General features: G+C 70.5%; 25 protein-coding genes and 2 pseudogenes. 8 read left to right on the forward strand and 19 right to left on the reverse strand.

Annotated features, from left to right (window positions below):
* Positions 1-36: 36 nt before the first annotated feature.
* Positions 37-606: pseudogene (locus ACBJ32_RS51020) on the forward strand (Clp protease N-terminal domain-containing protein); the annotation flags it as partial.
* A gap of 84 nt (positions 607-690) precedes the next feature.
* On the opposite strand, the gene ACBJ32_RS51025 reads toward ACBJ32_RS51020, so the two are convergent.
* Positions 691-1,716 carry a GNAT family N-acetyltransferase gene (locus ACBJ32_RS51025; protein ID WP_375133084.1) on the reverse strand — a complete coding sequence of 342 codons (1,026 nt, stop codon included), beginning with the start codon at positions 1,714-1,716 and terminating at the stop codon, positions 691-693.
* Between the two features lie 108 nt (positions 1,717-1,824).
* Here ACBJ32_RS51025 and ACBJ32_RS51030 point away from each other — a divergent pair, with 108 nt between their 5' ends.
* On the forward strand, positions 1,825-3,201 hold the full coding sequence (locus ACBJ32_RS51030; RefSeq protein ID WP_375133085.1) for an NAD(P)/FAD-dependent oxidoreductase: 1,377 nt from the start codon (positions 1,825-1,827) through the stop codon (positions 3,199-3,201).
* A gap of 14 nt (positions 3,202-3,215) precedes the next feature.
* Positions 3,216-4,817, forward strand: coding sequence for an amidohydrolase (locus ACBJ32_RS51035; protein WP_375133086.1), 1,602 nt, complete (start codon positions 3,216-3,218; stop codon positions 4,815-4,817).
* A 53-nt stretch (positions 4,818-4,870) separates the two neighbouring features.
* Here the strand turns inward: ACBJ32_RS51035 and ACBJ32_RS51040 are convergent, their stop codons facing one another.
* The 5 genes from ACBJ32_RS51040 to gap form a co-directional block, all read right to left on the reverse strand.
* Positions 4,871-5,215: an RNA polymerase-binding protein RbpA gene (locus ACBJ32_RS51040; RefSeq protein ID WP_185103360.1), complete on the reverse strand. Its 345-nt coding sequence runs from the start codon at positions 5,213-5,215 to the stop codon at positions 4,871-4,873.
* 74 nt (positions 5,216-5,289) lie between these two features.
* The gene (gene secG, locus ACBJ32_RS51045) at positions 5,290-5,520 is read right to left on the reverse strand and encodes a preprotein translocase subunit SecG (protein WP_185103359.1); all 231 of its coding nucleotides are present in this window, start codon (positions 5,518-5,520) and stop codon (positions 5,290-5,292) included.
* 99 nt (positions 5,521-5,619) lie between these two features.
* Entirely contained in the window at positions 5,620-6,402 is a 783-nt protein-coding gene (gene tpiA, locus ACBJ32_RS51050) for a triose-phosphate isomerase (RefSeq protein ID WP_375133087.1), read from the reverse strand.
* Complete coding sequence (locus tag ACBJ32_RS51055) at positions 6,403-7,590, reverse strand: phosphoglycerate kinase (protein ID WP_375133088.1); 1,188 nt, start codon at positions 7,588-7,590, stop codon at positions 6,403-6,405. It lies immediately after the preceding gene.
* A gap of 26 nt (positions 7,591-7,616) precedes the next feature.
* Positions 7,617-8,621, reverse strand: a complete 1,005-nt coding sequence (gap, locus tag ACBJ32_RS51060; protein WP_375133089.1) for a type I glyceraldehyde-3-phosphate dehydrogenase — start codon at positions 8,619-8,621, stop codon at positions 7,617-7,619.
* 184 nt (positions 8,622-8,805) lie between these two features.
* On the opposite strand from gap, the gene ACBJ32_RS51065 reads away from it, so the two are divergent.
* Positions 8,806-9,438, forward strand: a complete 633-nt coding sequence (locus tag ACBJ32_RS51065; RefSeq protein WP_375133090.1) for a hypothetical protein — start codon at positions 8,806-8,808, stop codon at positions 9,436-9,438.
* Positions 9,439-9,764: 326 nt separating this feature from the next.
* On the opposite strand, the gene whiA is transcribed toward ACBJ32_RS51065, so the two are convergent.
* From whiA to ACBJ32_RS51100, 7 genes are all read right to left on the reverse strand, one after another.
* Positions 9,765-10,745, reverse strand: coding sequence for a DNA-binding protein WhiA (whiA, locus tag ACBJ32_RS51070; protein WP_138670245.1), 981 nt, complete (start codon positions 10,743-10,745; stop codon positions 9,765-9,767).
* A gap of 71 nt (positions 10,746-10,816) precedes the next feature.
* Complete coding sequence (gene yvcK, locus ACBJ32_RS51075) at positions 10,817-11,680, reverse strand: uridine diphosphate-N-acetylglucosamine-binding protein YvcK (protein ID WP_375133116.1); 864 nt, start codon at positions 11,678-11,680, stop codon at positions 10,817-10,819.
* A gap of 314 nt (positions 11,681-11,994) precedes the next feature.
* Complete coding sequence (gene rapZ / locus ACBJ32_RS51080; protein WP_185103353.1) at positions 11,995-12,861, reverse strand: RNase adapter RapZ; 867 nt, start codon at positions 12,859-12,861, stop codon at positions 11,995-11,997.
* Between the two features lie 49 nt (positions 12,862-12,910).
* On the reverse strand, positions 12,911-14,815 hold the full coding sequence (gene uvrC / locus ACBJ32_RS51085) for an excinuclease ABC subunit UvrC (RefSeq protein ID WP_375133117.1): 1,905 nt from the start codon (positions 14,813-14,815) through the stop codon (positions 12,911-12,913).
* 110 nt (positions 14,816-14,925) lie between these two features.
* Positions 14,926-15,393 carry a Rieske (2Fe-2S) protein gene (locus ACBJ32_RS51090; RefSeq protein ID WP_357879664.1) on the reverse strand — a complete coding sequence of 156 codons (468 nt, stop codon included), beginning with the start codon at positions 15,391-15,393 and terminating at the stop codon, positions 14,926-14,928.
* A gap of 46 nt (positions 15,394-15,439) precedes the next feature.
* Positions 15,440-15,892 carry a Rieske (2Fe-2S) protein gene (locus ACBJ32_RS51095; RefSeq protein ID WP_357879667.1) on the reverse strand — a complete coding sequence of 151 codons (453 nt, stop codon included), beginning with the start codon at positions 15,890-15,892 and terminating at the stop codon, positions 15,440-15,442.
* 105 nt (positions 15,893-15,997) lie between these two features.
* A complete protein-coding gene (locus ACBJ32_RS51100; RefSeq protein ID WP_375133091.1) occupies positions 15,998-16,402 on the reverse strand; it encodes a Rieske 2Fe-2S domain-containing protein in 405 nt (134 codons plus the stop codon).
* Positions 16,403-16,557: 155 nt separating this feature from the next.
* On the opposite strand from ACBJ32_RS51100, the gene ACBJ32_RS51105 reads away from it, so the two are divergent.
* Both ACBJ32_RS51105 and ACBJ32_RS51110 read left to right on the forward strand, forming a co-directional pair.
* Positions 16,558-16,818 (forward strand): hypothetical protein, encoded by a 261-nt coding sequence (locus tag ACBJ32_RS51105; RefSeq protein ID WP_375133092.1) that lies wholly within the window; start codon positions 16,558-16,560, stop codon positions 16,816-16,818.
* Positions 16,819-16,836: 18 nt separating this feature from the next.
* Positions 16,837-17,361 (forward strand): annotated as a pseudogene (locus ACBJ32_RS51110) (DUF2306 domain-containing protein); the annotation flags it as partial.
* Between the two features lie 130 nt (positions 17,362-17,491).
* Here ACBJ32_RS51110 and uvrA read toward each other — a convergent pair.
* The gene (gene uvrA, locus ACBJ32_RS51115) at positions 17,492-20,332 is read right to left on the reverse strand and encodes an excinuclease ABC subunit UvrA (RefSeq protein WP_357879676.1); all 2,841 of its coding nucleotides are present in this window, start codon (positions 20,330-20,332) and stop codon (positions 17,492-17,494) included.
* A 215-nt stretch (positions 20,333-20,547) separates the two neighbouring features.
* On the opposite strand from uvrA, the gene ACBJ32_RS51120 reads away from it, so the two are divergent.
* Positions 20,548-21,357 (forward strand): maleylpyruvate isomerase family mycothiol-dependent enzyme, encoded by an 810-nt coding sequence (locus tag ACBJ32_RS51120; protein ID WP_375133093.1) that lies wholly within the window; start codon positions 20,548-20,550, stop codon positions 21,355-21,357.
* Positions 21,354-22,013, forward strand: coding sequence for an MBL fold metallo-hydrolase (locus ACBJ32_RS51125; protein WP_357879682.1), 660 nt, complete (start codon positions 21,354-21,356; stop codon positions 22,011-22,013). Before ACBJ32_RS51120 ends, ACBJ32_RS51125 begins: the two co-directional genes overlap by 4 nt.
* Positions 22,014-22,029: 16 nt before the next feature.
* Here ACBJ32_RS51125 and ACBJ32_RS51130 read toward each other — a convergent pair whose 3' ends face one another.
* The 5 genes from ACBJ32_RS51130 to ACBJ32_RS51150 form a co-directional block, all read right to left on the reverse strand.
* On the reverse strand, positions 22,030-22,305 hold the full coding sequence (locus ACBJ32_RS51130) for a hypothetical protein (RefSeq protein WP_375133094.1): 276 nt from the start codon (positions 22,303-22,305) through the stop codon (positions 22,030-22,032).
* Positions 22,306-22,356: 51 nt separating this feature from the next.
* Positions 22,357-23,190: a CDP-diacylglycerol--serine O-phosphatidyltransferase gene (gene pssA / locus ACBJ32_RS51135; protein WP_357879688.1), complete on the reverse strand. Its 834-nt coding sequence runs from the start codon at positions 23,188-23,190 to the stop codon at positions 22,357-22,359.
* Positions 23,177-23,788 carry a phosphatidylserine decarboxylase gene (locus ACBJ32_RS51140; protein ID WP_357879690.1) on the reverse strand — a complete coding sequence of 204 codons (612 nt, stop codon included), beginning with the start codon at positions 23,786-23,788 and terminating at the stop codon, positions 23,177-23,179. Before ACBJ32_RS51140 ends, pssA begins: the two co-directional genes overlap by 14 nt.
* 138 nt (positions 23,789-23,926) lie before the next feature.
* A complete protein-coding gene (locus tag ACBJ32_RS51145) occupies positions 23,927-24,910 on the reverse strand; it encodes a TerC family protein (RefSeq protein WP_375133095.1) in 984 nt (327 codons plus the stop codon).
* 193 nt (positions 24,911-25,103) lie between these two features.
* Positions 25,104-26,297: a glycosyltransferase family 4 protein gene (locus tag ACBJ32_RS51150; protein WP_375133096.1), complete on the reverse strand. Its 1,194-nt coding sequence runs from the start codon at positions 26,295-26,297 to the stop codon at positions 25,104-25,106.
* Positions 26,298-26,425: the final 128 nt, after the last annotated feature.

Consider the following 26,425-nt stretch of genomic DNA (forward strand, 5'->3'; position numbering starts at 1 on the left):
ATAGTGGAGGCAGCCCCAGCCGAACGGAGGCATCCGGTGTTCGAACGCTTCACCGACCGTGCGCGCAGGGTCGTCGTCCTCGCCCAGGAGGAGGCGCGGATGATGAGCCACAACTACATCGGCACGGAGCACATATTGCTCGGCCTCATCCACGAGGGTGAGGGACTCGCCGCGCTGGTGCTCGACAGCTGTGGCGTGGAGCTCGACCACGTACGCGCCTTCGTCGAGCGCGAGGTGGGCCGCGACCCGGCCGCGCCCAGCGGCACGCGCCAGTCCGCCGCCAAGGCGTCGGCGGGGCACATCCCCTTCACGCCGCGCGCCAAGAAGGTCCTGGAGCTGTCGCTGCGCGAGGCGCTGCAACTGCGGCACAACTACATCGGCACCGAGCACATCCTGCTCGGGCTGATCAGGGAGGGCGAGGGCCTGGCCGCCCAGGCGCTGGTGGACGCGGGGGCGGACCTGCCCGACGTGCGCCAGCGCGTGCTGGACCGCGTGGGCCGAGGCTCCAAGGAGCGCCCGGCCGAGATGTTCTTCGCGGGCGGCTCCATGCTGAGCGAGCGGCTCACCCAGATCCAGGAGAGCCTCGATCGCATCGAGCGCCACCTGGGCATCAAGCGGGAGCAGCCGCCCGGCGGCAGGGCCGGCGCGGGCGACGACGACGAGGGCCGGGGCGAGGGTGAGGGCCGGGCCCTAGGCTGACACCATCGTGCCGACCGGCAGCCGCGCCTCGATCACGCCGGGGTCCTCGGTGTAGCCGAGCGTGGCGCCCAGCGAGAGCAGCAGCCGGCGCATGCGCGCGTTGTCGGCCAGCATGGTGGCCCTGACCTCGGCGTACCCGAGGTCGCGGGCCGCCCGCACGAGCATCCTGGCCATCTCCGTGCCCAGACCGCGCCCCTGCCAGCGGTCCTCGACCAGGAAGGCCATCTCGGCGGTGCCGGGGTCGTTGCTGAACATGAGGTTGGCCATGCCCACGACCTGCCCGTCGTGCCCGGCGACCAGCGAGTATCCCCTGTTCCTGTCGCAGAGTTTGTCGAACATGCGGGGCGGCAGCGCGGGCATCGAGGTGAAGTAGCGGAACCTGCGCGACTCCGGCGAGCACCTGTCGTGCAGGTCGCGCACGGCCTCGCGGTAGATCGAGGTGAGCGGTCGGACGGTGACCTCGACGCCGTCGGCGAGCTTGATCGCCCGCTCAGCGGTGCCGTTCCGCTCGGTGGCGGGCTGGGCGAGCCGGGCGAAGGAGGCCGCCCTGGCCGCCTCGGTCAGGGTGAACGGCAGCTCGGCGCGGCGCAGCCGGACCGCCCGGCGCGGCGCCACCGGCACGACGAGCTGCGTCGGGTCGGGAAGATCACTCACGGCCTCACCATAGACCCAGCGCGCGTCGTCCGCGCGCAGCAGCTCGGCGAGCAGCTCGGGCAGCCGCCACGGCATCGTGCGCAGCCTGGAGGCCAGCAGCAGCGCCCTGGTGGGCTCGTCGGTCAGCTCGTGGGCGGTGGCCGGCACCACCTTGACGTTGCGGCCCCCCGCGGCTTCGAGCGCCTCGCGCACGGTCTCGGGGTGGGCGGGGATGTCGGCGACGAACTCGTCAACGGTTCCGTCGGTGTCGGACTGTACGCTCAGGCCGAGGATGTTGCCGCCCCTGTGGGCCAGGGCCGCCGCCAGGGAGGCCAGCCGGCCGGGTCGCTCGTCCACCGTGGTGCGGATGCGCAAGAATCCCATGCACCCGAGCATGCCCGGCGGCTGTTACACGGCCGCTAACGACGTGTTTCATTGCGTATTTCGTCGCAAGATGCGCCGACTTATCCCGATATAGGAGGATATGTCGCCATGAGCGTGCGTGTTCCTTTGTCGTCCGGGTACGTGAACGGCGACGTGTCCTTCTGGTACCGGTCCGCCGGCCTGCCCGTCCCCGGCCCCCGGCTCGACGGCGACCTCCAGGCCGACGTGGCCATCGTCGGCGCGGGCTACACCGGCCTGTGGACCGCGTACTACCTCAAGCGCGCCCGCCCGTCCATGAACGTGGTGCTGCTGGAGCAGGAGTTCGCCGGGTTCGGCGCGTCGGGGCGCAACGGCGGCTGGCTGACCGGCGACCTGGCGGGCTCGCACGAGCGCTACGGCGCGGGGGCACGGCGGCTGCAGCGCGAGATGTACGCCTCGATCGACGAGGTCATCAGGGTCTGCGAGACGGAGTCCATCGACTGCGACCTGGTCAAGGGCGGCGTGCTGAACGTGGCCCGCACCCCCGCCCAGGCGGCCCGGCTGCGCCAGAGCGTGGCCTCGGCCCGCCCGTGGGGCATCGAGGAGGCCGATCTGCGCCTGGTCGACCCCGCTGACCACGTACGCGTCGCCGGAGCCCTGGAGGCCTCCTGGAGCCCCCACTGCGCGCGCATCCAGCCGGCCAAGCTGGCGCAGGGGCTGGCCAGGGCCGTACGCGACCTCGGCGTGCCCATCTACGAGCGCACCCCGGTGACCGAGATCGCCCCGCACCGGGCCGTCACCCCGTACGGCACGGTGTCGGCGGGCCACGTGATCCGCGCGACGGAGGGCTTCACGGCCCGCCTGCCCCACCTGCGCCGGCAGTGGCTCCCGATGAACAGCTCCATGATCGTCACCGAGCCGCTGCCCGCGTCGTTCTGGGACGAGGTCGGCTGGCAGGGCGCCGAGCTGCTCGGCGACATGGCCCACTACTACATGTACGCCCAGCGCACCGCGGACGACCGCATCGCCTTCGGCGGGCGCGGCCGCCCCTACCTGTACGGCTCGCGCGTGGACGCCCGCGGCCACACCCACGAGTGGACGGTCGAGGCGCTGTGGCGGCTGCTGACCGACTTCTTCCCCGCCGCCCGTTCCTCCTCGATCGCGCACGCCTGGTCCGGCGTGCTGGGCGTGCCGCGCGACTGGTGCTCGACCGTGCACGTGGACCCGGCCACCGGCCTCGGCTGGGCCGGCGGCTATACCGGACACGGCGTGACCACCACCAATCTGGCCGGCCGCACGCTGCGCGACCTGATACTGGGCGAGGAGACGGAGCTGACCTCGCTGCCGTGGGTGGGCCGCCGGGTGCGCTCCTGGGAGCCGGAGCCGCTGCGGTGGCTGGGCGTGCACACGATGTACCGCCTGTACCGGGTGGCCGACCACCGGGAGCGGACGATGCCGCGCACCTCGGTGCTGGCCCGCTTCGCCGACCTGATCACGGGACACTAGAAGGGACACCCCCCATGGACATCCTCTTCCGAGGCGGCCGCGTCTTCACCCCGCAGGGCGTGGCGGCGCAGGCTGTTCTGGTGCGCGACGGCGTGATCGCCGCCGTGGGCCCGGAGAGAGAGCTGGCGCGGCACCCGCACGAGACGGTGGATCTGAACGGCGGTCTGCTGGCGCCGGGTTTCATCGACGCGCACATGCATCCGGTACAGGCCGGGCTCGAACGGGCAAAGTGCGATTTGTCAGAGGTATTCGGCCTTGACGCGTACGTTGAAAAGATCGCCGACTATGCCGCAAACAATCTTGATAAAGAATGGATCGACGGCGGCGGCTGGGACATGTCGGCATTCCCGGGCGGCCTTCCCCACCGCGACCAGCTCGACTTCCTCGACCGTCCCGTCTACCTGATCCAGCGCGACCACCACGCCGCCTGGGTCAACACCGCCGCCCTCGCCAGGGCCGGCATCACCCGCGACACCCCCGACCCGGCCGACGGCCGCATCGAGCGCGACGCCACCGGCGAGCCCACCGGCGTCCTGCACGAGGGCGCCATGGACCTCGTCGGCCTGCTCACCCCGCGCCCGACCGCCCAGGACCTTCACGACGCGCTGGCGGACGCGCAGCGGCACCTGTTCTCGCTGGGCATCACGGGCTGGCAGGACGCCATCGTGGGCTCGTACGCGGGCTCCGACGACCAGCTCCCCACCTACCTGGCGGCGGCCCGCTCCGGGGAGCTGCGGGCCCGCGTGGTGGGCGCGCTGTGGTGGGACCGCACGCGGGGCGCCGAGCAGATCGAGGACCTGGTGGCGCGCCGGGCCTCCGCCGAGGGGCTCGACCGGTTCAGCGCCACCTCCGTCAAGATCATGCAGGACGGCATCACGGAGAACTTCACGGCCGCGACGCTGGAGCCGTACTGCCTGTGCGGGGGCACGGGCCTGTCGTACGTGGACCCGGGCAAGCTCAGGGAGTACGTCGCCGAGCTGGACCGGCACGGCTTCCAGGTGCACTTCCACGCCATCGGCGAGCGCGCGGTGCGCGAGGCGCTCGACAGCCTGGCGGGCACCGACCCGGCCAACCGGCACCACATCGCCCACCTGCAGATCATCGAGCCCTCCGACGTGCCGCGCTTCGCCGCGCTCGGCGTCACGGCCAACCTGCAGCCGCTGTGGGCCACCCACCACGCCCAGATGGACGAGCTGACGCTGCCCTACCTCGGCGAGCCGCGCTCGTCGTGGCAGTACCCGTTCGCGGACCTGCTGGCGCACGGCACCCGGTTCTGCGCGGGCAGCGACTGGCCGGTCTCGAACGCCGACCCGCTGCAGGGCATGCACGTGGCCGTCAACCGCACCGAGCCGGGCAGCTCGGTGCACGCCGACTACCCGACCGCGCAGACCCCGTTCCTGCCCGGCCAGCGCATCGACCTGGCCACGGCGATGACCGCGTACACGGCGGGGTCGGCCTGGATCAACCGCTCGCCCGCCGGCGTCATCGAGCCGGGCCGCCCGGCCGACCTGGTGGTGCTCGACCGCGACCCGTTCGAGCTCCCGCCGGGCGACATCTGGACCACGCAGGTCCGGATGACGTTCGTGGACGGCGAACCGGTCCACGAACGACCCTGAACACGGCGAAGGGCCCCGGGAACCACTCCCGGGGCCCTTCGTCCACGCCTGTACTACCAGGGGGACTTGTTGTTGCGCAGGCGCTCCAGTGCCTCCTCGAGGATGGCCTTGCCGTCCTTGTCGCTCCTGCGCTCCTTCACGTAAGCCAGGTGCGTCTTGTACGGCTCGTTCTTCGGCGGGGCAGGCGGCGCAGACTCGTCCTGTCCGGCAGGAAGGCCGCAACGGGGGCAGTCCCACGTCTCGGGGACCGCCGCGTCGCTGGCGAAACTGGGGCGCGTCTCGTGCATGTTGGCACACCAGAACGAGACCCGCACTCTCGGAGCCGCCTCGCCGCGCTCGGCCTCCCCCATCGGGCCGGCGCCGACTCGGCTGCCACGGATCGCGTTGCCACTACCCACGGATGAACTCCTCGCTCGATCGCCCCGCGTACAGACACGGGGGGAGAATCACTGTCACGCGTTAACTTTGTTGCTCAGGGCCTCATGAGCAGGCCGAGAGCGATGATGCAGACGAACCAGATCGTGCCCGTGATCACGGTCAGCCGGTCGAGGTTGCGCTCCACCACCGAGGAACCACCGAAGTTCGACGAGAAACCGCCGCCGAACATGTCAGACAGGCCACCACCCTTGCCCTTGTGGAGCAGGACGAGCAGGATCATGAGAAGGCTCGCCAGGATGAGGGCGATAGAGATTCCGAGTTCCACGGTATGCCTGTTCCTTCAATGCTCTGTTACGCGTGACGATTCAGACTTGCCTCTTGAGGGTACGACCTGATGTCAAGTCGCACCCCCAGAACGGCTCAGTTAGCCCGGCATATCGGAGAATCGGCAGATCTTCGCGAACTCGTCGGCGTCGATGCTGGCACCGCCCACGAGAGCGCCATCGACATCCGCCTGAGCCATGATCCCCTTGATATTGCCTGACTTGACCGAGCCACCGTAAAGGATACGGATCCCAGAGGCCACTTCGGCGTCGTAGAGCTCAGCGAGTCTCATTCGCAACGCTCCGCACGCCTCCTGGGCGTCCTCCGGGGTGGCCACCTCGCCGGTGCCGATCGCCCACACCGGCTCGTAGGCCACCACTATCGATTTTGCCTGCTCGGCGCTGATTTTGCGCAGCGCCCCGTCGAGTTGGGCAAGACAGTACGCGATGTGGCCGCCCTCTTGACGCACCGCCAGCGGCTCCCCCACGCACAGGATGGGAGTCACCGAGTGCCGGTAGGCGGCCTGCACCTTGGCGTTGACCAGGTCCTCGTCCTCGCCGTGGTACTGGCGGCGCTCGGAGTGCCCGATCGTCACGTACGTGCAGCCCAGCTTGGCCAGCATGGCGCCCGACACCTCGCCGGTGTAGGCGCCCGCGTCGTACTGGGACAGGTCCTGGGCGCCGTAGACGATCCTGAGCTTGTCGCCGTCGACCAGGGTCTGGACGCTGCGCAGGTCGGTGAACGGCGGCAGGACGGCGACCTCGGCCTTGTCGAAGTCCTTGTCGTTGAGCGCGAAGGCCAGCTTCTGGACCAGCTTGATGGCCTCGAAGTGGTTGAGGTTCATCTTCCAGTTGCCGGCGATGAGCGGCTTGCGCTGAGTCAACTAGTCCTCCAGAGCCGCGAGTCCGGGGAGGGTCTTGCCCTCGAGGTATTCGAGGCTGGCCCCGCCACCGGTGGAGATGTGCGAGAAGCCGTCCTCGGGCAGGCCCAGCTTGCGCACGGCCGCCGCCGAGTCGCCGCCGCCCACCACGGTGAAGGCGCCGGAGTCGATCAGCGCCTGGGCAACCGCCCTGGTGCCGCCGGAGAACGCGTCGAACTCGAACACGCCCATCGGCCCGTTCCAGAACACCGTCCTGGCGTCGGCCAGCTTCGAGGCGAACAGCTCGCGCGTCCTCGGCCCGATGTCCAGCCCCTCCCGGTCGGCCGGGATGGCCGTGGCCTCGACCACGTCGTGGTCGGCGTCGGCGGCGAAGGTGACCGCCGCGAGCACGTCCACGGGCAGCACGAGCTCCACGCCGCGCTGCTCGGCCTTGTCGAGGAAGCCGCGCACCTCGTCGAGCTGGTCCTCCTGCAGCAGCGAGTTGCCGACCTCGTGGCCCTGGGCCTTGAGGAAGGTGTACGCCATGCCGCCGCCGATCAGCAGCCGGTCGACCTTGGTCAGCAGGTTGGCGATGACGCCGAGCTTGTCGGAGACCTTGGCGCCGCCCAGCACGACCACGTAGGGCCGCTCGGTGTCCTCGGTCAGCCTCCGCAGCACCTCGACCTCGGCCACGACGAGCCCGCCCGCCGCGTGCGGCAGCAGCCTGGGCACGTCGTACACGCTGGCGTGCTTGCGGTGCACCGCGCCGAAGCCGTCGCCGACGTACAGCTCGGCCAGCCCGGCCAGCTTCGCGGCGAACTCGCCCCGCACGGCGTCGTCCTTGGACTCCTCGCCCGGCTCGTAGCGGAGGTTCTCCAGCAGGACCACCTGGCCGTCCTGGAGGGCCTCGACCGTGCTCCTGGCGCTGTCGCCGACCACGTCGGTGGCGAAGGCCACGTCCTGGCCGAGCAGCTCGCCCAGGCGCGCCGCCACGGGCCTGAGCGAGTACTTCGGGTCGGCCTTGCCCTTGGGCCTGCCCAGGTGGGCGCAGACGACGACCTGGGCGCCGCGCTCCACCAGGGTCTTGATGGTCGGCACCGACGCGCGGATGCGGCCGTCGTCGGTGATCGTCTCCCCGTCGAGGGGGACGTTGAGGTCGGCGCGCACGAGCACGCGCCGCCCCTTCACGTCGAGATCGTCGAGCGTGCGCATGCTCATGCTCCCGTTCAGCCGTGCGCTCAGAGGCCGCGGCCCACGAGCTCGATCAGGTCGGCGAGACGGTTGGAGTAGCCCCACTCGTTGTCGTACCAGCCGACGACCTTGACCTGGTTGCCGATGACCTTGGTGAGCCCGGCGTCGAAGATGCAGGACGCGGGGTCGGTCACGATGTCGGAGGAGACGATCTCGTCCTCGGTGTAGGTGAGGATGCCCTTGAGCGGGCCCTCGGCGGCCGCCTTGAACGCGGCGTTGACCTCTTCGACGGTGACCTCGCGGCCGACCTCGACGGTGAGGTCGGTGGCCGAGCCGGTGGGGATCGGCACGCGCATGGCGAAGCCGTCGAGCTTGCCCTTGAGCTCGGGCAGGACCAGGCCGATGGCCTTGGCGGCGCCGGTGGAGGTGGGCACCACGTTGAGCGCGGCGGCGCGGGCGCGGCGCAGGTCCTTGTGCGGGCCGTCCTGCAGGTTCTGGTCCTGCGTGTAGGCGTGGATGGTGGTCATCAGACCCTTCTCGATGGTGAAGGTGTCGTGAAGGACCTTGGCCAGCGGCGCCAGGCAGTTGGTGGTGCAGGACGCGTTGGAGACGATGGTGTGCTGGGAGGCGTCGTAGGTGCCCTCGTTGACGCCCATGACGACGGTGACGTCCTCGTTCTTCGCCGGGGCGGAGATGATGACCTTCTTGGCGCCGTTGTCGGCGTGCACCTTGGCCTTGGTGGCGTCGGTGAACAGACCGGTGGACTCCAGCACGACGTCGACGCCGAGCTCGCCCCAGGGCAGCTTGCCCGGGTCGCGCTCCGCGAAGACCTTGATCGCCTTGCCGTCGACGGTGATCTCGTCGCTCGACGCCTTCACCTCGTAGGGCAGGCGGCCCAGAATGCTGTCGTACTTCAGCAGGTGCGCGAGCGTCGCGGTATCGGTCAGGTCGTTGACCGCGACGATCTCGATGTCCTTGCCGCTGGCGGCGACAGCGCGCCAGAAGTTGCGACCGATGCGGCCGAAGCCGTTGACGCCTACGCGGATGCTCACGGGAACCGATCTCCTCGAACAGATGGCGGGCTGAAACCTCAATCACGAACCTTATCGGACCCAAATTGGTTTAGACCACTGCAGGTCCCGAGGTGTGAATCACCGTTCTGGCGACACGTTTTGCGAGGTTCGAGTAAAGTGCCCGACTCGTCGGAGTAAATTCGTGCATTCTCTGGGGGCTGAGATGTCACATAAGCGGTCCGGCCTACTCTGGGGGCTCCTCGCGGGCCTGCTCGCCGCACTCGTCTGCGCGGCCGGCCTGGGGGCGGCCATCCTGTTCCAGCAGCGCCTGCCGAGCGCCGTCATGTCGTTCGGCGGCGGGCTGCCCGTCTCGCTCGCGCTGTCCCTGCTGATCGCCGTCGTGGTGGCGCTCGCCATCGGCGCCGCCCGCCCGCGCAGCCTCCTCCTGCTCCCCATCGCCGCGCTGTACGCGGGCGGCGCGGTGGCGGCCGGCCAGGTCACGGGCAAGGCCGTCATGGACGGCGCCGCCCTGCGCACGCCCGACCGCTCCCCGGCCGGCATGGGGGACGTCACCCTGGAGAACCTGAACGCGGGCCTGGGGGGCGCGCTGTCGCTGTACCGGGGCACGCTGGCGGAGACGGGGGCGGCCTGGCTGTGCATCGCCGTGGCGGCCCTGGCCGCCTTCGCCCTGGTCGCCCTCCGGGTCACCCGCGTCCGCCGCGCACAGCGCACCGAAGAGGCCGCGGCGCAGGCGGAGCAGGAGCCGGAGTACCGGGCCCCGTTCGAGCCCGCCCAGCAGCCCACCCCCAAGCCGGCGGCGGACCTCTTCACCCCCCGCAACCCCGCCAGGGACTGACACCCCACCGCACACCGTCCAAGGCCGGCCACACCACCGACTGCCGCCGCACCACGCCGAGCGCGCACCGGCAGAGTGCGCGACATCACCCCACCGATCGCCGCCGTACGGCGCGGAGCACGCCTCCCCTACGTGCCCGCTCCGCGTACGGCCGGCGATCCGGCCCATCGCCGCACGGTGCCCGGGTCACCACGCCCACGGCCCACTGTGCGCGCGTCACGGCGGCCCGCCACCTCCACCGCAGGAGCGTCTCCCTGGACAGGGCCCAGCCACGTACGGCGGGTGGGCCCTCCCTGGCTTGCCGTAACAGAAGAAGGAACAACCGGTTACGGGGCGAGCATGTCCACGGTGAGGTTCGCCTCGGTGTTCGGGATGCCGAGATCCGACGCCCGCTTGTCGGCCATCGCCAGCAGCCGCCGGATGCGCCCCGCGATGGCGTCCTTGGTCAGCGGCGGGTCGGCGATCTGCCCCAGTTCCTCCAGCGACGCCTGCTTGTGCTCCACCCGCAGCCGCCCCGCCACCACCAGGTGGTCGGGCGCCTCGTCGCCCAGGATCTCCAGCGCCCGCTGCACCCGCGCGCCCGCCGCCACCGCGGCCCGCGCCGACCGCCGCAGGTTGGCGTCGTCGAAGTTGGCCAGCCGGTTGGCGGTGGCACGCACCTCGCGGCGCATCCGCCGCTCCTCCCAGGCCAGCACGCTGTCGTGCGCCCCGAGCCGGGTGAGCAGCGCGCTGATCGCGTCGCCGTCGCGCACCACGACCCGGTCCACGCCGCGCACCTCGCGCGCCTTGGCGTGGATCTTCAGCCGCCGCGCCGAGCCCACCAGCGCCAGCGCCGCCTCCGGCCCCGGGCAGGTGACCTCCAGCGACATGGACCGCCCGGGCTCGGTCAGCGAGCCGTGCGCCAGGAAGGCGCCGCGCCAGGCCGCCTCCGCGTCGCAGGCGGCCCCCGCCACCACCTGGCGGGGCAGGCCGCGCACCGGGCGGCCGTGGTTGTCGATCAGGCCCGTCTGCCGGGCCAGCGCCTCACCGTCGCGGTAGACGCGCACCACGTAGCGGGAGCCCTTGCGCAGCCCGGCGGGCGCGAGCACGAGCACCTCCGCCTTGTGGCCGAACACCTCCCCGATGTCCTTGATCAGCCGCCGTGCGGTGGCGTTGGTGTCGAGCTCCGCCTCGATCACGATGCGCCCGCCCACCAGGTGCAGGCCGCTGGCGAACCGCAGCAACGTCGAGACCTCCGCCTTCCGGCAGCACGGCTTGAGCACCGGCAGGCGGCTCAGCTCGTCTTTCACCACACCTGTCATCGCCATGCGTTAGTCCTCTCCCCCATTCAGACCGGCTCCTCCGAGTCTCTCGCACCTTCGCGCCACGCCGACCAGGATCAACGCTTCGAGAGGAAAATCTCGTCCAGGACGGAGGCAAGACGTCGTGGGTCATGCCTCGGCGAGCCGTCCGTGGCCGCGACGCCGGCCATGACGAGCCGCGCGCCGAGCGCGGCGGCGGCCTTCTCCAGGGCGTCGGGGTCGTCCACCACCCCGGTGTCGGCGAGCACGACGTCGATCGACAGATCGGGGGCGTGCTGTCTGAGCACCTCCAGATGCTGCTGGGGGGAGAAGTCGTCGGTCTCGCCCGGCTGCGGGGCGAGGTTGAGCGTGACGAGCCGCCTGGCCCTGGTCGCGTGCAGCGCCCTGGCCAGCTCGGGAACCTTCAGATGCGGCAGCACGCTGGTGAACCACGATCCGGGCCCGAACACGACCCAGTCGGCCTCCTGCACCGCCGCGACCGCCTCGGGCCGCGCCGGCGGGTCTTCGGGCACCAGGGAGATGGCCTGCACCCGGCCGGGGGTCAGGGCGCACGCCACCTGCCCGCGGATGGTCGAGATGACGCCGTCGAGCTCCACCTCGGCCACGATGTCGAGCGGCACCGAGGCCATCGGCAGCACGCGGCCGTGCGCGCCCAGCAGCCGCCCGACCCAGTCGAGCCCGGCCACGGGGTCTCCGAGCAGCTCCCACAGCGCGACGATGAGCAGGTTGCCGACGGCGTGGCCGTGCAGGTCGCCCTCGCTGCGGAAGCGGTGCTGGACGACCTCGCTCCACGTGCTGCCCCACTCGTCGTCGCCGCAGAGCGCGGCCAGCGCCATGCGCAGGTCGCCGGGCGGCAGCACGCCGAGCTCCCGGCGCAGGCGCCCGCTGGACCCGCCGTCGTCGGCGACGGTGACCACGGCGGTCAACCGGTCGGTGACCATCCGTAATGCCGAAAGGGACGCATACAGCCCGTGCCCGCCACCGAGCGCCACGACGGACGGCCCGAACCCGGCATACCTCGTCCCGCCGGCCGCCCGCCCGTCCGCCGGACGAACCTCACCGCCGCCGCCCGCGTCCCCGTCCCCGGGCGCGCCCGCGTTTCCCGGCGCACCCGCGTTCCCGGACGCGCCCACGTCCCCGCACGCGTCCATGTTCGCGGGCGCGCGCCCTTCCTCGCCGCGTCCCACCGGACCCGCCGCGTGTTCCGAACGACCCTCTACCGGACGCGGCAGAGCAGCTTCGAAGCCTTCATCGGTCACTCCCGCCCCACATCCCGGTGGCTCACCTGGACCTCCATCCCGCGGTCGCGCAGCCGGGCGGCCACCTGCTCGGCCATGGCCACGCTGCGGTGCTTGCCGCCCGTGCAGCCGACCGCGAGCGTCGCGTAGCTCTTGCCCTCGCGCGTGTATCCGGCCGCGACCACCTGCAGGACCTCTTCGTAGGCGTCGAGGAACTCCTTGGCCCCCGGCTGCCCGAGCACGTAGTCGCTGACCGCGGGGTCGAGCCCGTTCATCGGCCGCAGCTCGGGCACCCAGTGCGGGTTGGGCAGGAACCGGCAGTCGACCACGAGATCGGCGTCGACCGGCAGGCCGTACTTGAACCCGAACGACACGACGTTGAGCCGCAGCCCCGGCCGGTCCTCCCCGCCGAAGTAGGCGACGATCTTGTTACGGAGGTCGTGCACGTTGTGCGTGGAGGTGTCGATCACCAGGTCGGCGTTGGCGCGCACCTCGCGCAGGATCCCCCGCTCGCGGGTGATGCCGTCGACCAGCCGCCCCTCGCCCTGGAGGGGGTGGGGCCTGCGCACGTTCTCGAACCTGCGCACCAGCTCCTCGTCGCTGGCCTCCAGGAACACCACGCGCACGCGGACGCCGCGCCCTTCGAGCTCCTCGATGGCCGCGTTGAGATCGGTGGTGAACGCCAGACTGCGCACGTCGACCACGGCCGCGACCTTGTCGGCGGCCAGCTTGACCTTGCCGGCCTCCTCGGCCATCGCGAACAGCAGCCCGGGCGGCAGGTTGTCGATGACGAACCAGCCCAGGTCCTCGAGGGCCTTGGCGGCGGTGCTGCGCCCGGCCCCGGACATGCCGGTGACGATGACGAACGCGGGCTCGGTGCTCATCGCCCCACCTCATGTTCGGTGCGGACGACACCCTGGCATCCTGGCGAGATCAAGGTGACTCTCCCTTCAGCGTCGACACGATGACCTCGGCGATGGACGGGCCGATGCCGGGAACCTCGCAGATTTCGGCGGCAGTGGCCTCGCGTAGCTTCTTCACGGAGCCGAAGTGCTTGAGCAGCGCCTGCCTGCGCGCCGGCCCGAGGCCGGGCACGCCGTCGAGCGCGCTCTCCTTCACCGTCTTGGACCTCTTGGAACGATGGTAGGTGATGGCGAACCTATGTGCTTCGTCTCTCACCCGTTGCAGCAGGTAGAGACCCTCACTTGAACGAGGCATGATCACCGGCTGGTCGTCGCCGGGCAGCCACACCTCCTCCAGCCGCTTGGCCAGCCCGCACACTGACACCTCGTCGATGCCGAGCTCGTCGAGCGCCCGCTGCGCCGCGGCCGCCTGCGGGCCGGCGCCGTCGACCACGACGAGGTTGGGCGGGTAGGCGAACTTGCGCGGCCTGCCCGTCTCGGGGTCGATGGGCCCGTGACCGTCGTCGTCATCGGCGGCCAGCTCGCCCGTGGCGGAGCGTTCCTCCAGGTAGCGGCGGAACCGCCGCATGATCACCTCGTGGATCGAGGCGACGTCGCCCTCCTTGGTCTTGACGGCGAAGCGGCGGTACTCGCTCTTGCGCGCCAGACCGTCCTCGAAGACCACCATGGACGCCACGACGTTCTCGCCCTGCAGGTGGGAGACGTCGTAGCACTCGATGCGCAGCGGCGCCTGGTCGAGGCCGAGCGCGTCGGCGATCTCCTGCAACGCCTTGCTGCGGGTGGTCAGATCGCCGGCGCGGCGGATCTTGTGCTGGGCGAGCGACTCCTTGGCGTTGCGCTCGACGGTCTCCATCAGCGAGCGCTTGTCGCCGCGCTGCGGCACCCGCACCTCGACGCGGGCGCGGCGCTGCTCGCTCAGCAGCTCGGCGACCGCCTCGTTGTCGGGCGGCAGGGCGGGCACGAGCACCTCGCGGGGCATCGAGTCGGGGCCGGCCTCGGCGTACATCTGCAGCAGGAACTGCTCGACGAGCTCGCCGGGCGAGGTCTCCTCGACCTTGTCCACCACCCAGCCGCGCTGGCCGCGGATGCGGCCGGCGCGGACGTAGAAGACCTGGACTGCGGCTTCGAGCGGGTCCTCCGCCAGCGCGATCACGTCGGCGTCGGTGCCCTCGCCGAGCACCACGGCCTGCTTCTCCAGCGCCCGCTGCAATGCCTGGATGTCGTCGCGCAGCCGGGCCGCCCGCTCGTACTCCTGCTCGGCGGCGGCCTCGCGCATCTCCTTCTCCAGCCGCTTGATGAAGCGGCCGGTGTTGCCCGCCATGAAGTCGCAGAAGTCCTCGGCCAGCGCGCGGTGCTCGTCGGGGGTGACCCGGCCGACGCAGGGCGCCGAGCACTTGTCGATGTAGCCGAGCAGGCAGGGGCGGCCGATCTGCCCGGCCCGCTTGAACACCCCGCTGCTGCACGTGCGCACCGGGAAGACCCGCAGCAGCAGGTCGACGGTCTCGCGGATGGCCCAGGCGTGGGAGTAGGGCCCGAAGTAGCGGGTGCCCTTGCGCTTGGCGCCGCGCATGACCTGCACGCGCGGGAAGTCCTCGCCCATGGTGACCGCGAGGTAGGGGTAGGACTTGTCGTCGCGGTACTTGACGTTGAAGCGGGGATCGAACTCCTTGATCCAGGAGTATTCGAGCTGCAGCGCCTCCACCTCGGTGCCGACGACCGTCCAGTCGACGTCGGCGGCCGTGGTCAGCATCGTCTGGGTGCGCGGGTGCAGGGCGGAGAAGTCGGCGAAGTAGGAGTTGAGCCGCTGGCGCAGGCTCTTGGCCTTGCCGACGTAGATCACCCGGCCGTGCGCGTCCCTGAACCGATAGACCCCGGGGGATTCGGGGATGGAGCCCGGCCTGGGCCGGAAACTCAAGGTGCTACCCGCTGATCTCGCCACGCATTCAGCCTAGTAGCCCGCACCGACAAGGTTGCCCGCCGTACTCATCGCGCACGTACGGCGCACGTACGGCGGGCGCACCCCGGCTAGGCCAGCATGATCTGGTCGTTCTCCACCTTGATCTGCTGGGCGGCCAGCGGCTGCTCGGCCGGTCCGGCCGTGACGGAGCCGTCGGTGATGGCGAACTTGCTGTTGTGGCACGGGCACACGATCGCGTCGCCCTCGACGCTGCCGACCGGGCAGCCCTTGTGCGTGCAGAGCGCGCTGAACGCCTTGAACTCACCGGCCGTCGGCTGGGTCACCACGACCTTCTGCTCCTTGAAGATCGTGCCTCCGCCCACCGGGATGTCGGCGGTCTTGGCCAGCGCGCCGCCTGCCTGCGGTGCGCTGGACGCTGAGGTGCTCGCGCCGGCCTGTGGCGCGCTCGATTCCGCGGCGGTTCCCGCCGTCGTGGCGCTGTCGGTGCCGCCGCTGCACGCGGTGATCGCAAGCGCCAGGCCACCCGCGCCGACGCTTGCGAACACCGCCCTGCGGCTCTGAAGGTCATCTGCCATGCAGCTCACCCAAGCGAACCAAGGTGAGAAATTCATGAGACCTTTCTCAGGCGAGTCTGATCTTCTCGCCGTCCACCTCGATCTGCTTCTCCTCAAGCGGCTCGGTCGCGGGACCGTTCGCCACGGAGCCGTCCGTGATGCTGAACGCGCTGCCGTGGCAGGGGCAGTTGATGGTGTCGGCGACTTCGTCGACCGTGCAGCCCTGATGGGTGCAGACCGCGCTGAACGCCTTGAACTCCCCCGCCGTGGGCTGCGTCACCACGATCTTCTGGTTCTTGAAGACCTTCCCGCCGCCCTCGGGGATGTCACCGGTGTTCGCCAGCGCCTTGGGCTTGGCCTCGCTCTTCTTCTTGGGCGCCTCGGACGACGGCTCCTCCGCAGGCGGCTCGACCTCCGCTTCCGTGGTCGGCGAGCCGTAGCTCGCGCAGGCCGTCAGAACGGCCGCGAGCCCAGCGCTCCCGGCACCGAGCATCACCGTCCGGCGCGTCGTTTCCGTCATGGTGCGTCCTCCCAGATTGGCTCTCACTTCCAGGTACGGCCAGCGCCCTGGCGCCGGTTCAGCGTGCCCGACGCCAATCCGGTTGGACTACGCACATTTACCTGTTCAGGCCACCACGATCCCGTCGCCTTCGACCTTCACCTGGAACGACGCGAGCGGCGCGGTCGCGGGGCCCTTGGTGGCCTGCCCGGTGTCGGCGGCGAACTCGCTGCCGTGGCAGGCGCATCTGATCACGTTGTCCTTGGGGGTGGAGACCTTGCAGCCCTTGTGCGTGCACGACGAGCTGAACGCCTTGAAGACGCCCTGCGTGGGCTGCGTCACCACGACCTTCAGGTCGTCGATCAGCTTGCCGCCGCCCACGGGCACCTCGGCCGTCTTCGCCAGGACCTTGCCCTTGAGGTTCGGCTTGGCCTGCGCGCCCCCGGCACCGCACGCCGTCAGCGCCAGCCCGCATGCGGCGACGCCGGTCGCGCCCAGCATGTCCCGACGTCCCAGCCCGGTCTCCGGCATGGCTCCGCCCCCGATCGTGTGATTCGTTCGTGCTCGCACCTCGTGTCGCCTTTTGCCCCCCGTAGGTGCGGCCGTTACCAGGGTATTGACGCGACCCTTTGGTCCGGTCAGCGGGTGGTAGGCCGACGGTCAGCGGCGGGCCGCAGCCTGCGGTCATGACTCTCTCAGCCGGACGCCCGCCTGCCTCTCCCGTCTCCCCGCCCGGCCGTCCCCGCTGGTGGCGACGGCCGTGGGTGGCGCCGCTGATGGTGGTGGCGGCCGCGTTCCTGGCGTTCTCGCTGCCGCCGTACCTGTCGCTGGACCCCGGCCGGTCGCGCGTGCCCGCTCCGGGCTTCTTCCCGCCGCACTTCGTGCTGCTCTCGATGCACGTGGTGTTCGGCTCGATCGCGATGGTCACGTGCTGCCTGCAGATCTGACCGTGGTTCCGCGCGCGTCACCCGCGCGCGCACCGGCTGATCGGCCGCGTGTACGTGTTCGGCGGGTGCCTGCCGAGCGGGCTGCTGGGCCTGGTGGTGGGGCTGGCGACCCCGTTCGGGCCGGTCACGATGGCCAGCGATGTCATGCTGGCACTGCTCTGGCTGGGCTGCACGCTGGCCGGGTGGCGGATGGCCAGGCGGCGCCGGTTCGTCGACCACCGCCGGTGGATGGTCCGCAGCTTCGCGCTGACCATGTCCATCATCACCAACCGGCTCTACAGCGTGCTGTTCGCGATCCTGCTGGAGCCGCAGCTCCAGACCACCTTCCACGGCGACGTGGCGCTGTTCACGAGCACCGTCGCCGCCCTGGCCGCCTGGCTCGGCTGGACACTGCCGCTCCTGGCCGCCGAGTGGTGGCTCGAACGCACCTCCGCCGCCAGGCGCCGCCACCGCGCCACCGCCGGCGACCCGGCAGGCAGCACCCGCCGCACCTCGCCGGACCTGACCGGCAGCACCACCGCACCCGCCGCCGACCTGACCTGACCGGCCGCACCCGCCACACCTCGCCGGTGACCGGCCGGCGAGCATCACCGAGGTACGCCCGCCCGTCCCTCCACGGACGGGCGGCGTACGACGTCTCAGCGGCGCGTGTCAGCGGCGTCCGTGCGGCGCCTCAGTGGGCGAGGATCTTGCGCAGGAAGCGCCCCGTGTGACTCTCGTCCACCAGCGCGACCTCCTCCGGCGTGCCGCTGGCCACGAGCGTGCCGCCACGGGACCCGCCCTCGGGCCCCATGTCGATGATCCAGTCGGCGGTCTTGATCACATCGAGGTTGTGCTCGATGACGATCACCGTGTTCCCGCCGTCCACCAGCCGCCCGAGCACCCCGAGCAGCCGCCGGATGTCCTCGAAGTGCAGACCGGTGGTCGGCTCGTCGAGGACGTAGATGGTCCGCCCGGTCTGCCGCCGCTGCAGCTCGGAGGCGAGCTTGACGCGCTGCGCCTCACCACCGGACAGCGTGGTCGCCGGCTGCCCCAGCCGCACGTACCCCAGGCCGACGTCGTTGAGCGTCTGCAGGTGCCGCTTGATCGCGGGGATCGCCTCGAAGAAGCCCAGGGCCTCCTCGATCGGCATGTCGAGCACCTCGGCGATCGTCTTGCCCTTGTAGTGGACCTCCAGCGTCTCCCGGTTGTAGCGGGCGCCGTGGCAGACCTCGCAGGGGACGTAGACGTCGGGCAGGAAGTTCATCTCGATCTTGATGGTGCCGTCGCCCGCGCACGCCTCGCAGCGCCCGCCCTTGACGTTGAAGCTGAAGCGCCCCGGCTGGTAGCCGCGCACCTTCGCCTCGGCCGTGGCCGCGAACAGCTTGCGCACGTGGTCGAAGACCCCGGTGTAGGTGGCCGGGTTGGAGCGCGGCGTGCGCCCGATCGGGGACTGGTCCACGTGGACCACCTTGTCGACCTGGTCCATGCCGTTGATCCGGGAGTGCCGCCCCGGCACCGTGCGCGCGCCGTTGAGCTCCTTGGCCAGCGCGTTGTACAGGATGTCGTTGACCAGCGTCGACTTCCCTGACCCCGACACGCCCGTGACGGCCGTGAACACGCCCAGCGGGAACTCGATGTCCACGCCCTTGAGGTTGTGCTCGCGCGCGCCCTTCACCGTGATCTGCCGCTTCTTGTCGCGCTTGCGGCGCTTGGCGGGGATCGGGATGCTCCTGCGCCCCGACAGGTACGCCCCCGTCAACGACTCCTCGCTGGCGAGAAGGTCCTGGACGGTGCCGGAGACCACGACCTGGCCGCCGTGCTCGCCCGCGCCGGGGCCGATGTCGACGACCCAGTCGGCCGCCGCGATCGTGTCCTCGTCGTGCTCCACGACGATCAGCGTGTTGCCCATGTCGCGCAGCCTGATCAGCGTGTCGAGCAGGCGCATGTTGTCGCGCTGGTGCAGGCCGATGGACGGCTCGTCCAGCACGTACAGGACGCCGACCAGGCCCGAGCCGATCTGCGTGGCCAGCCTGATGCGCTGCGCCTCGCCGCCCGCCAGGGTGGCGGCGGCGCGGTCCATGGTCAGGTAGTCGAGGCCGACGTCGAGCAGGAAGCCCATGCGGGCGTTGATCTCCTTGACCACCCGCTCGGCGATCTGCATGTCGCGGTCGGACAGCTTGAGCGCGGCCAGGAACTTGGCGCATTCGCCGATCGACATGCCCGAGACCTCGGCGATCGACTTGCCTGAGACGGTGACCGCGAGGCTGACCGGCTTGAGCCTGGCCCCCTTGCAGGCGGGGCACGGGATTTCGCGCATGTAGCCTTCGAAGCGCTCGCGCGCGGCGTCGCTCTCGGCCTCGGCGTGCCGGCGCTGCACCCACGGGATGACGCCGTCGTAGGTCGTGTAGTAGGAGCGCTGGCGGCCGTAACGGTTGCTGTAGCGGACGTGCACCTGCTCGTCGTGGCCGTACAGCAGCGACTTCTGCGCCTTCTTCGGCAGCCGGTCCCACGGCGTGTCGAGCGTGAACCCGACCGCGTGGCCGAGCGCCTCGATCAGCCTGGAGAAGTACTCGCTGGTGTGACCGCCGGACCACGGGTGCAGGGCGCCGTCGCCGAGCGTGCGCTCGGGGTCGGGCACCACCAGGTCGGGGTCCACCTCCATCTTGGTGCCCAGGCCCGTGCACTCGGGGCAGGCGCCGAAGGGGGAGTTGAAGGAGAACGAGCGCGGCTCCATCTCCTCGAACGACAGGTCGTCGTAGGGGCAGTAGAGGTGCTCGGAGTAGAAGCGCTCGCGGCCCGGGTCGCCTTCCGGCAGGTCGACGAACTCGAGCGTGATCGTGCCGCCGGAGAGCTGCAACGCGGTCTCGACCGAGTCGGTGAGCCGGCGCCGTGCCGACTCCTTGACCGACAGGCGGTCGACGATGACCTCGATGTCGTGCTTCTCGTACTTCTTCAGCGTCGGCGGCTCCTCCAGCCGGACCACGGTGCCGTCGACCCTGGCCCGGGCGAAGCCCTTGGTCTGCAGCTCGCGGAACAGCTCGGCGTACTCGCCCTTGCGCTGCCTGATGACCGGCGCGAGCACCTGGAAGCGGGTGCCCTCCTCCAGCTCCATCACCCTGTCGACGATCTGCTGCGGCGACTGGCGGGCGATCGGCCGCGCGCACACCGGGCAGTGCGGCTTTCCGATGCGCGCCCACAGCAGCCGCAGGTAGTCGTAGACCTCGGTGATGGTGCCGACGGTCGAGCGGGGGTTCTTGCTGGTGGCCTTCTGGTCGATGGAGACCGCGGGCGACAGGCCCTCGATGAAGTCGACGTCGGGCTTGTCCATCTGGCCGAGGAATTGGCGGGCGTACGCCGACAGGGACTCGACGTAGCGCCGCTGGCCCTCAGCGAAGATCGTGTCGAAGGCCAGGCTCGACTTGCCCGAGCCGGACAGGCCGGTGAAGACGATCAGCGAGTCTCGCGGCAGGTCGAGCGAGACGTCCTTGAGGTTGTGTTCTCGTGCACCACGCACGATGAGGCGGTCTGCCACGGCGATCCCGGAAGTCGAAAGGCGGATAGGTCCACGGGGGATGGTAGACGGCGGCTCCGACAATTTCGGCGGCCCGCTTCGCGGCCCCCGAAAATCCGTCCCTCACAGGTTACGGGCAACTCCCCCGCAGGAAGGAGCCCTTCAACATTCAACCTCCTGACCTGCGGCTTTATGCCCGCCCTGCCACGCCACCCTAGATGACAAAATCCCTGGACATGACCGTCCTACCTGCGCTGCAGGCCGAGCTCGCCTCGGCGACGAACCAGCTGCTGGCCACGGCCGCGACCCTCTCCGACGCCGACGTCGCCGCACCCTCTCTCCTACCCGGCTGGACCAGAGGACACGTCCTCGCCCACCTCGCCAGGAACGCCGACTCCTACATCAACCTGCTGACCTGGGCGAAGACCGGCGTCCGCACCCCTCAGTACACCTCCCACGAGGCCAGGTCGGCCGGGATCGAGGCCACCGCCGCCCGCCCGGCGGCCCGCCTCCTGGCCGACGTCGAGGACGGGGCGGCCCGTTTCGCCGCCGCAGTCCGCGACGTCCCCGCGCACGCCTGGTCGGCGCCGGTGGAGGGGATGCGCCCGCCGCCCCACCCCGCCTGGTACGTGCTCGTACGCCGCCTGCGCGAGGTCGGCATCCACCACGTGGACCTGGCAGCCGGATACGGCCCGCCGGACTGGCCGGAGCCGTTCGTCCGCCGCGAGCTGCACGACATCCGCCGCACCTGGTCACGCGAGCACAGCACGGTCAGCGAGATCGTGCTCACGGAGCGCGCCCCGGACGGCGGCGAGGCGGCGGTGATCTGGCCGGGGCTCGGTCAGGGCCCGGCCGTCACGGGCACGCCACGCGACATGCTTGCCTGGCTCACCGGCAGGTCCGGGGGGCAGGGCGTTAGTCTGTTGCCCGCGGGGCAGTCGCATCTGCCAGGTCCCGGGGGCGCCGATCTTCCAGAGCCGCCACCGTGGCTGTCGATGCCGGCCCCCGCTGATCTACCCGCGACGCCCCCGAAGGACTACCCATGACCTATACAGGTGACGTCCAGGTCGGCGGCCCCGCCGACGTGCGCGAGCTGCCCGCGCTGACGATCTGCAAGCTCGCCGTCGGCCCGTACGACAACAACGCCTATCTGCTGCGCTGCACCGAGACCGGTGAGGGCCTGCTCATCGACGCGGCGGCCGACTCCGACCGGCTGCTCGCCCTCATGGCCGACCAGCCGGTCGGCACGATCGTCACCACCCACCAGCACGGCGACCACTGGCAGGCGCTGGAGCAGGTGACGAAGGTGACCGGCGCGCAGGTCATCGCCCACCCGCTCGACGCGCCCGCCCTGCCCGTACCCGTGGACCGCACGGTCGAGCACGGCGACACGATCACCGTCGGCGCGGTCACCCTGGAGGTCATCCATCTGCGGGGGCACACGCCGGGCTCGATCGCGCTGCTGTACGACGGCGGCGACGAGGCCGGGCCTCACCTGTTCACCGGCGACTCGCTGTTCCCCGGCGGCGTCGGCAACACGTGGGACGACTCCGAGCGTTTCACCCAGCTCTACGCCGACGTGGTGGAGCGGATCTTCGACCGCCTGCCCGACGAGACCTGGGTCTACCCGGGCCACGGCAAGGACACCACGCTCGGCGTGGAGCGTCCCGCGCTGCCGGAGTGGAAGGCCAGGGGCTGGTAGCCGGGTCGCGGGCGGCTCACTGGCGAGCGGCCAGCACGTGGACGATCCGGTCGGCCGCCAGGGCGGGATCGTCGGTCAGCCCGACGAGCTCGCCCCACGACCACCGGTAGAACCACCCCTCGGAGAGGGGCACGCAGTCGACGGTCTCGGCCAGCATGACCATGTCGGGGTGGCTGATGCGCAACGCGGGCGGGTACGACCGCAGCAGGGCGGTCAGCCCGCGTTGCTCCAGCTCCGTGGCCAGCTTGCCGAGATGGTACGTGCGCGTGTGCTCGCGCGGCGTGGCCGACATGGCTCCATCAAAGCCGAAGTATGACGAAAAATCCCGCCACTTGCGGATCGGTTAGCCCTTGTAGTGCCCGACGCGCTGGGCTTCCTTGCGCTGCTCGCGCTTGTAGAACAGGACCCGCAGCGGGATCGCCGCCACGAGCGCGATCTGCATGGTCGCGCCGATCTTGATGGGCAGGTCACCGCCCGAGGGCCAGGCCACCCAGAACGTGAGGAACGCCACGTTCACCATGATCCACCCGAGGACGACCGCCGCGAGCTGTCCCTTCGGCTTGGGGTACTCGATGCGGCTGACCATCAGCCAGGCCACGCCGAGCACGGCAAGCAGCGACCAGACGCTCGGCTGGAACAGCAGCACGATGGAGATCACGGTCATGGCGCCCATCGGGATGGGCAGCCCCATGAAATCGCCGCTCTTGGTCTTGACGCAGGCGAACCTGGCCAGGCGTACAACACCGGCGACGAGCACGGCCGCCGCCGCGGCCAGCACCGCCATGAACGGCACCTGCTGCGTGAACCCGCCCCAGATCACGACCATGAACGCGGGCGCGAACCCGAAGCTGATGACGTCGGCGAGGTTGTCGAGCTCGGCGCCCATCGCCGAGGCGCGGAAGCGGCGCGCCACGAGCCCGTCGAACAGGTCGCAGGTCGCGCCGATGAGCAGCAGCACGATGGCGGTCGCGAAGTAGCTGGGAGCGGGCGTGAACCGCCCGCCGTCGACCTGGAGCTGCTGGATGGCGGAGTAGGCCAGCACGCACACCGCGAGGAACCCGCAGACGGCGTTGCCGAGCGAGAGCGAGTCGGCGGCGGACAGGCGGAACGCCTTGCCGACCGGGCCGCGAGGCTCTTCCTCTTCCGCCTGCCAGCTACCGGCGTCAGCCGCGGTCAATTCTGGTCACCCCCGCCACCGTCTTCTGGCCCACGGACACCGCGGGAGCGATCCCTTCGGGCAGGTAGATGTCGACCCGCGAACCGAACCGGATGAGCCCGATCCGCTCGGCCTGCTCCACCTTGGCCCCGGCGGTCAGGTACGGCACGATCCGGCGCGCCACGGCGCCCGCGATCTGCACCATCTCGATGTCGCCCAGCGTGGTCTCGAAATGCCACACCACGCGCTCGTTCTGGTCGCTGTCCTTGTTGAACGCCGGCAGGAACCCACCTGCCACATGCTGCACGGAGGTGACATTTCCCGCAAGGGGGGCACGGTTGACGTGCACGTTCAGCGGGCTCATGAAGATCGCGACCCGGGTGCGGCCGTCGGGCCACGGGTCGATGCTCTGCACCACGCCGTCGGCGGGCGACAGCACGCGGCCCTCGCCCGGCGTGCGGTCGGGGTCGCGGAAGAACCAGAGCATGCCCCCGGTGAGCGCGCTCAGCGGCACCGCCGCGAGTGCCCATCGCCGGTCTCGGCGCGTCAGCAGAGCGGAGGCGGCCGCCGCAGCCGCCGTCGGGAGGAGCCACGGGGAGACCCCGCGCGCGAGCCTCATGCGGCTCGGCTTAGCAGAATCGTCTGACACGTACAACCTTTGGTGGTTACTGGACAAGGCGCTTTGCCGTGATGTTACAGAACCCGCAACCATGACACGGCAGAACTACACAAGCAAAGCGCCTCGAAGCCCATTTCGCTAGACCTGCTCCGGATGCGGCTCCTCGCCCTTGCGCGCGTCGATGCGGGCCTTGACCAGGCTCGCCACGGTGGTGATGACCATGGTGGCGCCGATGACCGAGAGCGACACCCAGATGGGAATTTCGGGCGCCCAGGAGACATGGCTGGAGTGCAACGCCTCCAATACGAGCTTAACCCCGATGAACCCCAGGATGAACGCCAAACCGTAGCTGATGTACACGAGCCGCTGCAGCAGCCCGCCCAGCAGGAAGTAGAGCTGACGCAGCCCCATCAGGGCGAACGCGTTGGCCGTGAAGACGATGAAGGGGTCCTTGGTGAGCCCGAAGATCGCCGGAATCGAGTCGAGCGCGAACAGCAGGTCGGTGCTGCCGATGGCGACCATCACGATGAGCATCGGCGTCACCATGCGCTTGCCGTCGATCTTGACGGTGACCTTGGAGCCGACGTAGGTCTCGGTGGTCGGGAAGGCCCGGCGCACCCACCGCAGCACGACGTTCTCGTTGAACTCCTCTTCGTCGCCCTTGAGATGCTGGCGGACGATGTTGATCGCCGTGTAGACGAGGAAGGCGCCGAAGACGTAGAACAGCCAGCCGAACCGCTCGAGCGCCGCCGCGCCCAGCGCGATGAAGATGCCGCGCATCACGAGCGCGAGCAGGATGCCGACGAGCAGCACCTTGTGCTGGTACGCCTTGGGGACGGCGAACCGGCTCATGATGATGAAGAAGACGAACAGGTTGTCGACGCTGAGGCTGTATTCGGTGATGTAGCCCGCGAAGAACTCTCCGGCTCTGTCGCCTCCGGAGGTGAACCACAGCAGAATTCCGAACGCCACGGCGAGAGCGACGTAGAAGGTGACCCAGTAGCCGGCCTGCCGCATGGAGAACTCACGTGCTTCTCCGCGGTCGACGATCCACAAGTCAACGGCAAGGACGACAAGAAGACCGCCGATCACGGCGATCCAGGCCCACAAAGGTTCAGTCACTCAGACCCTCCGGCAAGCATGCTTCAGCGCCGGAGGTCTCTCCCGCCCGCGGAAAACTGCGGACCGGCAGCCCCGGGGGCCCCGTGGAGCGGGGCTGCACCGTGATGACGAGGCTGTCGCGAAGGGATACTCCCCTCCCTAACCCAGGCAGTATATGAGAACGCATGGACCACGCGTAATCATCCTCCGGGCGTTATGCCCGGTACACCCCGAGCACGTCCGCCACGACCTCGTCGCTCCCGGGCATCTCCCGCCCCCGCCGCTCGGCCGCCGCTGCCAGCGTCCGCGCAGTTCCAGGCGTCTCCAGCAGCTCCCGTACGGCTTGGCGGAACTTCTCCGCCTCCCCGTAGGGCACGAGGATCCCGGCGTCCCCGAGAATCTCAGGAATCCCGCCCACCTCGGAGGCGATGGCCGGCGTCCCGGTCATGAGCGCCTCCCTGAGCGTGAGCGGCTGCCCCTCCCACCGGCTCGGCATCAGCAGCGCGACGGCCGCGCCGAGCAGGTCGGGCACGTCGTCCCGGTTGCCCAGCAGCACGACGGGCAGCCCCTCGGCGTCGATCCTGCGCTGCAGCTCGCCCCGCAGCGGCCCTTCCCCGGCCACGACGAACAGCGGCTCCCTGTCTCCCCCGCCCGGCGCTCCCGGCGACCCGTGAACACCTCCACCCGCCGCTCCGGCCGACCCGTCAGCACCCCCACCCGCCGCTCCGGCCGACCCGTCAGCACCCTCACCCGGCGCTCCCGCCGGCCCGTCGCCGACGGCGCGCCACGGCCCGGCCGCGATGTCGAGCAGCGTCTCCAGCCCCTTCTGCTGGGCCAGCCTGGCGACGGTGAGCAGGATGGGCCGGTCCCCCGCCTGCAGTTCGTCCCTGACCTCCTGAGGCGTCCGCTTCGCCGGCCGCGGCACGGGCGCCGCCACCATGGCCGCCCGGACGTCACGAGCGCCGAGTCGCCGCATCCGCTCGGCCAGGTCCGGCGAGACGGTGAGCACGTGCCCGGCCCGCCGTGCCACGATCCGCTCCAGCACCCCGTACACGAGACCCACGAACCCGCCCGCGGTCAGCGCGTTGTGCAGGGTCACCACCGGGCCCCGCCGCCCCAGCGCGGCCAGCGCCCCGGCCCGCAGCCCATGGGCGTGCACGACGTCGGCGCTCCGGGTCAGCCGCCGGACCGCCAGCACCGCCCGCAGGTCGTTCACGGGGTGCGGCCGGTCGGAGACGGGCACCTCGACGAACCTGGCCCCCGCGCCGCCGAACGAGAACTGCTCCTCGACACTTCCCGGCCCGATCACGAGCACCTGGTGCCCGCGCCGCACGAGCCCCTCCACGAGCATCAGCACATGCCGCCCGGTGCCGCCCGACGTGGTGCCCAGCACGAAAGCCACCCGCACGCCCCGCTCCCTCCTCATCCCGTCACCACGATCCTGCCGCCACCGAGCACTCAGCCGTCCCCGGCCCCACCACACCGAGCACTAAGCCTCGCCGCCCCATCACTGAGCACCTCAGTCGTTTACCCCCC

This window comes from Nonomuraea sp. GTA35 (assembly GCF_041950525.1).
Taxonomy (GTDB): domain Bacteria; phylum Actinomycetota; class Actinomycetes; order Streptosporangiales; family Streptosporangiaceae; genus Nonomuraea.

Bases quoted from the DNA above. Each gene is read 5' to 3' on its own strand.
- ACBJ32_RS51025 (WP_375133084.1), bottom strand. From the start codon at position 1,716: ATGGGATTCTTGCGCATCCGCACCACGGTGGACGAGCGACCCGGCCGG.
- ACBJ32_RS51030 (WP_375133085.1), top strand. From the start codon at position 1,825: ATGAGCGTGCGTGTTCCTTTGTCGTCCGGGTACGTGAACGGCGACGTG.
- ACBJ32_RS51035 (WP_375133086.1), top strand. From the start codon at position 3,216: ATGGACATCCTCTTCCGAGGCGGCCGCGTCTTCACCCCGCAGGGCGTG.
- ACBJ32_RS51055 (WP_375133088.1), bottom strand. From the start codon at position 7,590: ATGCGCACGCTCGACGATCTCGACGTGAAGGGGCGGCGCGTGCTCGTG.
- ACBJ32_RS51065 (WP_375133090.1), top strand. From the start codon at position 8,806: ATGTCACATAAGCGGTCCGGCCTACTCTGGGGGCTCCTCGCGGGCCTG.
- whiA (WP_138670245.1), bottom strand. From the start codon at position 10,745: ATGGCGATGACAGGTGTGGTGAAAGACGAGCTGAGCCGCCTGCCGGTG.
- yvcK (WP_375133116.1), bottom strand. From the start codon at position 11,680: ATGGTCACCGACCGGTTGACCGCCGTGGTCACCGTCGCCGACGACGGC.
- rapZ (WP_185103353.1), bottom strand. From the start codon at position 12,861: ATGAGCACCGAGCCCGCGTTCGTCATCGTCACCGGCATGTCCGGGGCC.
- ACBJ32_RS51090 (WP_357879664.1), bottom strand. From the start codon at position 15,393: ATGGCAGATGACCTTCAGAGCCGCAGGGCGGTGTTCGCAAGCGTCGGC.
- ACBJ32_RS51095 (WP_357879667.1), bottom strand. From the start codon at position 15,892: ATGACGGAAACGACGCGCCGGACGGTGATGCTCGGTGCCGGGAGCGCT.
- ACBJ32_RS51100 (WP_375133091.1), bottom strand. From the start codon at position 16,402: ATGCCGGAGACCGGGCTGGGACGTCGGGACATGCTGGGCGCGACCGGC.
- ACBJ32_RS51105 (WP_375133092.1), top strand. From the start codon at position 16,558: ATGACTCTCTCAGCCGGACGCCCGCCTGCCTCTCCCGTCTCCCCGCCC.
- ACBJ32_RS51120 (WP_375133093.1), top strand. From the start codon at position 20,548: ATGACCGTCCTACCTGCGCTGCAGGCCGAGCTCGCCTCGGCGACGAAC.
- ACBJ32_RS51125 (WP_357879682.1), top strand. From the start codon at position 21,354: ATGACCTATACAGGTGACGTCCAGGTCGGCGGCCCCGCCGACGTGCGC.
- ACBJ32_RS51130 (WP_375133094.1), bottom strand. From the start codon at position 22,305: ATGTCGGCCACGCCGCGCGAGCACACGCGCACGTACCATCTCGGCAAG.
- ACBJ32_RS51140 (WP_357879690.1), bottom strand. From the start codon at position 23,788: ATGAGGCTCGCGCGCGGGGTCTCCCCGTGGCTCCTCCCGACGGCGGCT.